The organism is Parasphingorhabdus sp. (assembly GCF_036963705.1).
Classification (GTDB): domain Bacteria; phylum Pseudomonadota; class Alphaproteobacteria; order Sphingomonadales; family Sphingomonadaceae; genus Parasphingorhabdus.
The window spans coordinates 1-10,168 of sequence record NZ_JBALUT010000081.1 but is presented as its reverse complement, the minus strand read 5'-3'; the positions used below and the strand labels follow the sequence as shown (position 1 = coordinate 10,168).

The following is a 10,168-nucleotide window of genomic DNA, read 5'->3' as shown; positions in this document are numbered from 1 at the left end:
GGCCGCATGCCGAAAATGGCGCTTATGCGATCTATCCGGTCGAAAGCAGCAATGTGCTGGTCGACAGCGTGGTCACGATCGGCTCTTCCGATGCCGGCATTTATGTCGGCCAGTCGGAGAATATCATCGTCCGCAATTCGGTCGCCAAGTTCAATGTTGCCGGAATCGAGATCGAGAATAGCATCGGCGCGGATGTTTATAATAATGTCGCGGTGAACAATACCGGCGGTATCCTGGTGTTCGATCTGCCCAATATTCCCAAACAGGGCGGCCGCAATGTCCGGGTGTTTGACAATATCGTGGTCGACAACAACACGCCGAATTTTGCCCCCGCAGGCAATATTGTCGCCGAGGTTCCCGCCGGAATGGGCGTGATGGTGATGTCGCATTATGAAGTAGAAGTGTTTGAAAATCGGTTCGCCGAAAATGGCACCGGCAATATCCTGATCGTCTCCTACAGCAAGGAGCAGAAGGACCCCAATTATAACCCCAAGCCAATCGGTGTGCGGGTGTTCGAGAATCACCATGGACGGGCGGGCTATAATCCGGTTTTTACCGGTGGTGCCGAATTGAAGGCTGCCTTTGGTGGTGCGATCCCGCCGATCATCGAGGATGGCACGGGCGAAAATATCCTGATTGGTGATGATGTCGCGATCCTGTCCATGGGCCTGACAAGATCTGGCCAGTCGCTGGCCGAAGCCAAGCCTTCACTGGTGCCGGGCGCGAGCGAGCCATTTGATGGCCGACAGCTTAAACCGATCACCTTGCCGCAGACGATGGAAGACGCGATCAAATAATGCGCTGGCTGGTTTCTGCATGCGCGATAATGGTGCTGGCTTTTTCGGCCGGCGCCAACCAGCCTGCGGGCGTCGCCGATGCGGTGATCCTGTCCGATGGCCTGCCGCGTAGCCTGTCGGACTATCGCTTTTTCAAGGATAGCGCCGGATGGCAGCCGAACGATCGGGTGACTCCTTATTCGCTCAACACGCCTTTGTTCACCGATTATGCCGACAAATACCGGTTCATCTATCTGCCGGAGGGACAGCAGGCGAAGGCCAATGGTGACGGGCTGCTCGAATTCCCGGTGGGATCTGCGTTGATCAAGAGCTTCGGTTACGAGATTGATGGCAAGCCCCGCCTGCTCGAAACGAGAGTGCTGCTCCACCGCGCTGATGGCTGGCTGGCACTGCCCTATGTCTGGAACGAAGCCCAGACCGAAGCGGTGCTCAAGGTTGCTGGCGCGCGGATCGCGGTGAGCTTCACCGATCCGTCGGGCAAACAGCGTTCGATAAACTACGGTGTGCCGAACAAGAACCAGTGCAAGGAATGTCACGCATTATCCGATGCGGTGGTCCCGCTCGGGCCGAAGGCACGCAATCTCACCCATGACGGTCAGCTAGCCGATTTTGCCAAGCTCGGTCTGATCGACCAGAATCCCAAGGTTGAATATCGCATCCCGGTCTGGGGAGAGACCAGCGCGCCGCTGAACGACCGCGCGCGGGGTTATCTCGATGTCAATTGCGCCCATTGTCACAATATCAACGGCTCGGCGAGCAACTCCGGGCTGTTCCTGACCTATGAGGAAAAAATGCCGGTTCGCTTCGGAATCAACAAGCGTCCGGTTGCGGCCGGACGGGGTAGCGGAAACCATGATTTCGACATCGCGCCCGGCGATCCGGATGGCAGCATCATGATCTATCGTCTGAACAGCCTCGATCCCGGCATCAGCATGCCGGAAGTGGGGCGTTCGATCGTCCATGACGAGGGCGTCGCGTTGCTCAGCCGATGGATTGCGGAGATGGAGTAAGGGCCCGCATGACCGTCAGAAACGCCCATTGCCATTGCGGCCAGTTGCGGATCGAAACGACGGGTGAACCCTTCGCTGTGGTGATGTGCCACTGCCGCGGCTGTCAGCAGAGGACCGGGGCACCTTATGGGGTCGGAGCCTATTTCAAGGCGGATACATGCAATATCTCGGGAAGCTCAAACGGCTATGTCAGGACGGGGACAAGCGGCAAACCGTTCAAGAACCGTTTCTGTCCGGATTGCGGCACAACCGTCTATTGGGTGGCGGCGTTTGACACCGATGCTGTAGGGATTGCCGTCGGTTGCTTTGAAGGTGATGACCTGCCGCCGCCTTCGCGCAGCGTGTGGGAAAGCGAGCGCCATCACTGGGTGACCGTGCCGCCCGGGGATCGCTGGCTGGAAGGCCGAGATGGGCCGAAGATTCAATAGTAGCGGGTCAAAATCCGGAAGCGCTATTATTTCGCCCGGGTCCAGTCCTGACCCTGACAGAAAAAGGCGATGCAGCCTTTCATCTTCAGCTTGTTCGTCGATTCCAGGCTGACCTCCGAGCGATAGGTCTTGCCGGTTTTCGGATCATAGACCTTGCCGCGCCAGATATCACCGTCAGGCGTGAATCCTGTCAATATCGCCGTGCCGAGCAACGTGCGATTGCGCAGCTTCTTGTCGGGATTGTTGACATCCTTTTGGCCGGGGCCGCTGGGCGGGGTCACCAGATATTTATGGATGCGGCCGCAGACGCTCGTTCCGCATTTGGAAATCTTGATGATGGCGTCCCGTTCCTGGGTGATCCAGTCTCCATGGATCGAACCTGCCGCCAGCGCGGGGGTAGCGAAGGCCATGGCTGCGGGGATCAGGCCAAGGGCGATTTTCATCGGGGTGGAAAAAGGCATCGTCATACTCCTCTGTGCGTAGCCGGCATTATCGACCTTCGCTTATAAATTATCAATCTTTGCTAGAGCCTCGCGGGTTACGCCAATCTGAACGCGGCGGAACAATCGACCCTCTTCGGCCCAGAAAACAAAGGCCAGAGATGCCAGACCGCACACCAGATATCCGGCTGCAATCGGCAGGATGGTTCCATCAAACTGAAGCCCGATTGCCGCGCCGATCGATGCTGATAACAAGGTACGGGAGAAATTCTGAAAAGAAGATGCAACGCCCGCGATCTTGCCGAACGGCTGCATCGCGATCGAGCTGAAATTCGCACCGGTCAAACCAACCATTGCCATGGAAGGGGCGATCAGCGCGGTAAATGTCCAGATGTTGATGCCGTCCGTCATCGCCAGGGTAAAGTGGATGGTCGACATCAGAATGAAGAATAAGAGGGCCGACTGAGATACCCGCCGCGCGCCAAAGCGCATGACGATCCGGGAATTGGCGAAGCTTCCGAGTGACATGGCGCCGGCATTGAGCGCGAAAAAATAGACAAAGAGATCCGCGGCATCGAACAGATCGAAAAATATCTGCTGTGCTGACGCGATATAGGCGAACAAAGGCGCCATCATCAGGCCGCTGGCCATGACATGGCCAAAACTGTTGCGGTTGAAGAGGACCTGACGCCATGCCGAGGCTATGGCTTTGGGGCTGATTGGTGTCTTGTTGTCCGGGTGAAGGGTCTCCGGCAGTCTTGCCCACACCCACAAGAACAGAGCCAATCCGATAGCGGAGAGGATCAGGAATATCGCCTTCCACGGGGCTACCAGCAGAACCATTTGCCCGAGCAGTGGCGCGGTGATCGGCGCGATCATGAATACCATCATGATCGTCGACATCGACCGCGCCATTGCGTCGCCTTCATAGCGGTCGCGGATGATGCTGTTGACCAGTACGCCCAGCGCCGAGGCTGCCAGACCCTGGATAAACCTGGCGATGAGGAGCAAGTCATAATCCCATGCAAAGGCGCATAATATACCAAAAACCACATAGATGGCGGTGGTGATCAGCACGATCGGTTTGCGGCCATAGCGATCAGCCAGCGATCCATAGATGATCGAACCAATCGCCATACCGTAGAGATAGGAGGTGATGACCCATTGCCGGTCGTTGACTGTAGGCAAGGCAAAGTCATCCGACATTAGGCCCAATGCCGGCAGCATCATGTCGATCGCCAGAGCGTTCAGCGCCATCAGGCTAGCCGCGATGAGGATCAGTTCGAAGCGACCGATCGGAAAAGGGGGGGCTTTGTTTTCCACCTCCGGCCTATGGCAAGATCGGCCGGGCGTGGCTATAGTAGAGATGATGAGGCGGTGACCGCAGATAGATTCCAGAATATAAGGGTGTTTGAATGACGAAGTTTTGGTTTCTGCCTGTTGCTGCATTGGCGATACTTGTCGCTGGAGCAAGCCCGGCCCAGGCAAAAACTCCGCCAGCCGAGGTCAGCTGTGCATCTGCTTATGGTGATATCTGGAGCGAGGGCAAAATTGATGTCCCCCATCGGGTCATCGATGGTGCCTCGATAAATAATGTCCCGGATTTCATGCGGATGACCGGTACGCGGGAGGCTGGCCTCAAGATTATCAACGGCGGTGATTTTTCCGGCTGGGACTTTTCCAACATCCCGCTCGCCAATATCTGCTTCGAGAATGGTAATCTGACCGATGCCAATTTCGCCGGCGCGCAGGCCCGTGGCATCGGTTTTATCAAATCGGACCTTACCGGCTCCAATATGCGCGGCGTGCGGATGCCCGGGATATTCTTCCGCAATGCAAATCTATCCGACGTCGCGGCCCAGGGCGCGGATTTTAGCGGCGGCCATTTTGATGGCGGTTGGTTTGAAGGTGGCGTCGGCGGATGGAATATCGATGGCGCTAATCTGACCGGATTTATCTTCGATTGCGGCATTACCATATCGGATGGCTGCCCCGTTTATCAGGGTGAAGCGGGCATAAGCGCAAAGGGAACCAATTTTACCCGAACCACGCTGCACAGTTTCGGTCTGTACAATGTGGATCTGTCGGGCGCGTTGCTCGACCAGACGATTGTCGGTCCCCGTCAGCTGTCCAATCTGGTGACAGCCGAATTTGGCGGCAACATCATCTTGCGCGGAAGCGAAAACGATGTCCGTCTGACGGCGGATGAAGCAAAATATCTGCTGGCCGAAACCGCCAGACAGAAGAAGGCAGAGGCTCGTCCGTCTTTTGACTGTGCCAAGGCAGCCAGCAAGGTCGAGCTGGAAATCTGTGGTGAATATGCCGATGATCTGCGCGCAGCGGACCGTGATATCGCATCATTATATCAGCGTGCGAAGCAAAGCTCCCCGGGCGTCAAGTCGAGCCAGCGCGCCTGGTTGAAACAGCGCAACCTGTGCGGCGCTGCCGAATATCCCTCGGGCTGCATCCGTGAGAGCTACAGTCTTCGCAAGGGCGAACTGCTGGGCTTGCTCGGCGAGGATCAATGGCTGGCGCGAGGAGAGGCCGCGTTGTTCATCGATGATCTGCTGCCGCTCCCTGCCGAGATTGTCGCGTCCGATCTGTTCGCCAAAATCGCGCCAGTCCTGGTTGGTGCGTCAATGACCGATATATTGATCGAGCGCGGCGATGACGGGCTTTTCACGATCAAGGGCAATGCGGTTGGTGCCAATGCCCATTTGTGCAGCATCAACGCTGCGCATCTCTATTTTGACAAGCTTTCCGGCTGGTATATTCCTGTATCGGAAGGGGCCGCTGTCCCGATCTTCCGGATATATGATGACCGACTGGAAATATTCGCCAATGGCAGGCCGGACTATGAAACCCATCCCGAGGCCGCCGACTTGATGAGTTGCGGGATGCGCGCCAGTCTCGGAGAGACGGTCCGTGTTCGTGTCAGCGACGAGATCATCGCGGACTACCGGAAATCCCTCAGCCAGGAAATGTAGTCGCTCCCCAAGCGGCCAAACAGGCGCTAGACTGACGCCATGTCCGATTCCACTCCCGACCTTCTCCAGCGCAAGATCATCCATATCGACATGGATGCCTTTTTCGCCAGCGTCGAGCAGCGGGACTTTCCTGAATTGCGTGGCAAGCCGGTGGCGGTGGGCGGTTCGTCCAAACGCGGGGTCGTAGCTGCGGCATCTTATGAAGCGCGCGTTTTCGGAGTGCGTTCGGCCATGGCCTCGGTCACTGCCAAACGGCGTTGCCCCGACCTGATTTTCGTCAAGCACCGGTTCGAGGTCTATCGCGAAGTATCACAGCAGATCCGCGCGATCTTTCGGATGCACAGCGATCTGGTCGAGCCTTTGTCGCTGGACGAAGCCTATATCGATGTTACGCAGGACAAGATGGGGATCGGCAATGCGACAAGGATCGCCGAGATGATCCGCGCGGAAATCAAGAAGCAGACCCATCTCACCGCCAGCGCCGGGGTGAGCTATAACAAATTTATCGCCAAAATCGCCTCCGACCAGAACAAGCCGGACGGGATATGCGTGATCAAACCGCATCAGGGGGCGGATTTTGTCGCCGGGCTGCCGGTGCGGCGCTTCTATGGCGTTGGCCCGAAGACGGCAGAGCGGATGGCCAAGCTCGACATCCACACCGGCGCCGACCTGCGCGCGCAATCGCAGGCTTTCCTGAGTCAACATTTTGGCAAGTCGGCCGGCTATCTCTTCCTCGCCTCGCGCGGCGTCGATCATCGCGAAGTGCGGTCCAACCGGATTCGCAAATCGGTTGGCGGCGAGCGGACCTATGGCGACGATCTGGTCAGCGACAGCGACATGCATGACGCGTTCGAGCATATTATCGATATCGTCTGGAACAGTATCGAGAAATGCGAAGCGCGCGGGCGGACGGTGACGCTCAAGGCGAAATATGCCGATTTCCGGCAGGTAACGCGATCGAAATCAACCGACCATTATGTCGCGGATAAGGATGAATTTGCCACCATTGGCCGCGAATTGCTGGCCAGCATCATGCCGGTTGAAAATGGTGTTCGTTTGCTCGGGCTGACGCTCGCCAATCTGGAAGGTGCAGAGGCGGCAGAAGATGAATCCGCCGCCTCCGAAAATGGCCAGGATCAACCAGCCTTTGATTTCTGACTTGTTTCTCTGGTCTTCGCCGGGCCACTCAGATCAGAATTTGAATCCGGCTTCGACACCCCAGATACGCGGCTCGTTGACGAAGCCGGTCAGATTGTTGAAGTCGATTGCGCCGACCGCTGATTCATCATTGGTGATGTTGCGGACAAATCCGGCGAGCTCGAACCGGTCGGTCTGATAACCGACGCGCAAACCACCTTCGAGTTGGCGGCGATCCTGAAACTCGATCGAATCATAAAGGAAGAAATTGATCTTCGAACGGTAGGCCCAGTCGGTGAACGCGTAGATTTCTCCATCGCCGACCGGGATGCTGTAGCGGGCGGTAACATTGGCGATCCAGCGCGGGCTTTGCGGCAGGCTGTTGCCATCGATATTGACGATAGCGGCAGAGAATGGTGCTGCCGGTGTCACGATCGGATCGAGCGGGGTGCAGAGCGAGACGTTCGGGAACGTATCAACGCGGGTGGCGCCACAGGCGGCTGTGGTCAATCCGGTGTCGTGGATTTCAGTATGGTTGTAGCTGAGACTGGCGGTGAGCAGCAGTTCTGGAACCGGCTTGAGTTCGGCGTCCATTTCGAAACCATAGCCGCGGACGCTGTCGGCGTTGATCAGCCGGTTGGCGTTGATACCGCCACCAACCGCTGTCAGCTGCGCATTGTCGAGGTCATAATAGAAGCCGTTGAGATTGAACCGGCCGCGACCGTCGAAGAAGGTGGTTTTCACGCCCGCTTCATAGGACAGGATCGTTTCCGACTGGCCGACGGTCACGCCGTCTTCGAGCGGAGTGGCGGTTGCCGGCGGGAACAGGATGCGTCCCTGGATACTCGGCGCGCGATAGCCTTTGGCGACGCGGGCATAGAGATTGACATCCTCGGTCGCCTTGTAGCTGAGGCTGGCATCCCAGGTGATATTGTCATCCGATACCGAGCGGCTGACGTTGCCCAGCGGGTTCTGCAGGAATCCGGGAAACTGCGTGTCCTGCGTGCGGGCGACGAAATAGTCGCGTTCGTCGTTATTGTAGCGGATGCCGCCAGTGACACTAAACTGGTCGGTCAGCGCATAGGTCAGCGAGCCGAACAGGCCAAATGCCTCGCTGTCCTGACGCTGGCTGACGAGAATATTGATGCCTCCGGGGGCGTTGAGCGGATCGCCGAGAGTCGAGTAATTTTCACTGACAATGCGCAGCCGCTCGTCAAAATAGAAAATGCCTGCCTGATAGCTGAGCGGGCCATTGCCGTTGCTTTCGAGCCGGACTTCCTGGGTGAACTGGCTCAGCGATGGTACGCTGTCCCGGGTTTCTGCGGTGAACGGTATGTCCCCTGGGCCATAGAGTGCGGGTGGCAGGAAGTTGGCGCCAAAGCCCCCGTCGACATCGCCGACCGAAGTGGCATCGCCGGTCCAGAAGCTGGTGACGGAGACGATCGATACCGGACCGAAGTCATGGGTGAAGCGGCCGGACAGGTTGTAGGTTTTGACCTTTTGCTCGTTACGGCCGTCGACCGCGACCTGATCGCGCCGGAAATCTGCATTGAGACCTTCCTGGCCGCGGGTGAAGATATTCGCGCGGAAAACGCGCGCGGTGCCGTCGAGATTGCGATATTGTCCGGTCAGCAGAAGCTCGGTGTCTTCAGTGAAGTTCATCAACAGCTGCAAGCGCGCGGCAAATTCATCATAGCCTTCAAAGGCGTTGGTTTGCGGCGTGGAGGGATTCACATTGTCGACCCAGCCATCCTGCCGCTGGTACATGGCCGAAGCTCGGGCGGATATGCCTTCGCCAAGCGGCAGGTTGAGCGCGGCCTGCGCATTGACGGCATTGAAGCTGCCGTAACTGACCCGACCATAGCCGCTGAGATCATCTTTCGGCTTCACCGAATCGAACTTCACGATGCCGGCAGGCGTGTTGCGGCCGAATAACGTACCCTGTGGGCCGCGCAAGACTTCGACGCGCTCCAGATCGAAGATCGGGAAGCCCTTCAGGATCGGATTTTCCAGAACCACATCATCATAGACCAGACTGACCGGCTGCGATGCGTTGAAGTCAAAATCGGTATTGCCGAGGCCGCGAATATAGAAGCGCGGGAAGGTTCTGCCGAAGGATGATTCGACCACAAGGCTGGGCACACGGGCAGATAGCGCCCGTACATCCTGTCCGCCCGCGCCTAGGGCAGCCAGCTTGTCATCGCTGATTGTCGAAACCGAAAGCGGTACATCCTGGAGATTTTCTTCACGCCGCTGGGCGGTCACAACGATCATGTCGAGACCCTGACCATCATCGGCCGCGGTTTCATCCTGGGCAAATGCCGGTTGAGCGAGACCACCGGCGAGCAAGGCAGCGGCGAGAGCGGTACGAGAAATAATCTGTTTGGAATAGCGGCGCATAGCTATGATCTCCGGCTGAATATGTGTGAAACTGGGCTTGGAAGTTCCCCTCTTCCTGATCCGTTCAGTCTGAACGACACGGCCGCGCGGGGTCAAGTCAACACTGATGCCAGCGATGAATGCTCAGTCGAATCACCATCAACTGTGGCATTTTTATTACGAATGAAACCTTTGCCCCCGACCGGAAGCTATCAGAAACTCATCTCGTCATAGATCCGGCTGACATCGCCATTCCATTCGCCATGATAGCGTTCGAGCAATTGGGCCGCCGGTGATTTGCCTTTGGCGACCACTTCGCGGAGCGGATCGAGGAAGCCGCTTTCATTGTCGCCGCTGGTGTTCAGGCGGTTTCGCGCGGTCAGGCCGGCTGACGATATGTCGAGGATTTCCTTGGCCAGGTCTTTGAGCGTCTGGCCATTGGGAATCGGTGTGTCGAGCCCGAGCTTGGGCACAGCGTTGCGCAACGCCTCGCGCTCTTCCATGGTCCAGCCCTTGACCCGATCCCAGGCGGCATCGAGTGCGGTCTGGTCATAGAGTAGGCCGACCCAGAATGCGGGCAGAGCGCAAATGCGGTTCCATGGGCCGCCGTCGGCACCGCGCATTTCGAGGAAGCTTTTCAGGCGCACTTCGGGGAAAGCAGTGGAAAGATGGTCCGTCCAGTCCGACATGGTCGGTTTTTCGCCCGGCAGGACTGACAGATTGCCTTTGAGAAAATCGCGGAAGCTGAGGCCGGCGGCGTCGATATATTTGCCATCGCGGAACACGAAATACATCGGCACGTCGAGCATATATTCGGCATAGCGTTCGTAGCCGAAGCCTTCCTCGAACACGAACGGCAGCATGCCGGTGCGGTGCGGGTCGGTGTCCGACCAGATATGGCTGCGGAAGCTCTGGTAGCCGTTGGGCTTGCCTTCGGTGAAGGGTGAATTGGCGAACAGCGCCGTGGCTAGCGGCTGCAGCGCCAGACCG

The 10,168-nt window shown here is 57.6% G+C and carries 9 protein-coding genes; 5 read left to right on the top strand and 4 right to left on the bottom strand.

What is annotated here, in order from left to right; translation table 11 throughout:
* From V7680_RS13710 to V7680_RS13700, 3 genes are all read left to right on the top strand, one after another.
* Positions 1-797: parallel beta-helix domain-containing protein (locus V7680_RS13710; RefSeq protein ID WP_335653830.1), on the top strand; the 797-nt coding region annotated here is incomplete at its 5' end.
* 29 nt (positions 798-826) lie between these two features.
* Positions 827-1,807: an SO2930 family diheme c-type cytochrome gene (locus V7680_RS13705; RefSeq protein WP_335653829.1), complete on the top strand. Its 981-nt coding sequence runs from the start codon at positions 827-829 to the stop codon at positions 1,805-1,807.
* Between the two features lie 8 nt (positions 1,808-1,815).
* The gene (locus tag V7680_RS13700) at positions 1,816-2,235 is read left to right on the top strand and encodes a GFA family protein (RefSeq protein WP_335653828.1); all 420 of its coding nucleotides are present in this window, start codon (positions 1,816-1,818) and stop codon (positions 2,233-2,235) included.
* A 26-nt stretch (positions 2,236-2,261) separates the two neighbouring features.
* Here V7680_RS13700 and V7680_RS13695 read toward each other — a convergent pair whose 3' ends face one another.
* Positions 2,262-2,696, bottom strand: a complete 435-nt coding sequence (locus V7680_RS13695; protein WP_335653827.1) for a DUF2147 domain-containing protein — start codon at positions 2,694-2,696, stop codon at positions 2,262-2,264.
* A gap of 42 nt (positions 2,697-2,738) precedes the next feature.
* A complete protein-coding gene (locus tag V7680_RS13690) occupies positions 2,739-3,998 on the bottom strand; it encodes a multidrug effflux MFS transporter (protein WP_335653826.1) in 1,260 nt (419 codons plus the stop codon).
* A 92-nt stretch (positions 3,999-4,090) separates the two neighbouring features.
* On the opposite strand from V7680_RS13690, the gene V7680_RS13685 reads away from it, so the two are divergent.
* Together V7680_RS13685 and dinB are read left to right on the top strand one after the other, a co-directional pair.
* Entirely contained in the window at positions 4,091-5,662 is a 1,572-nt protein-coding gene (locus V7680_RS13685; protein ID WP_335653825.1) for a pentapeptide repeat-containing protein, read from the top strand.
* 39 nt (positions 5,663-5,701) lie between these two features.
* Positions 5,702-6,820 carry a DNA polymerase IV gene (gene dinB / locus V7680_RS13680; protein ID WP_335653824.1) on the top strand — a complete coding sequence of 373 codons (1,119 nt, stop codon included), beginning with the start codon at positions 5,702-5,704 and terminating at the stop codon, positions 6,818-6,820.
* Positions 6,821-6,853: 33 nt separating this feature from the next.
* Here dinB and V7680_RS13675 read toward each other — a convergent pair whose 3' ends face one another.
* Both V7680_RS13675 and V7680_RS13670 read right to left on the bottom strand, forming a co-directional pair.
* A complete protein-coding gene (locus V7680_RS13675; protein WP_335653823.1) occupies positions 6,854-9,199 on the bottom strand; it encodes a TonB-dependent receptor in 2,346 nt (781 codons plus the stop codon).
* Positions 9,200-9,390: 191 nt separating this feature from the next.
* Positions 9,391-10,168, bottom strand: a 778-nt coding sequence (locus V7680_RS13670) for a glutamate--cysteine ligase (RefSeq protein WP_335653822.1), incomplete at its 5' end; no start/stop codon positions are given.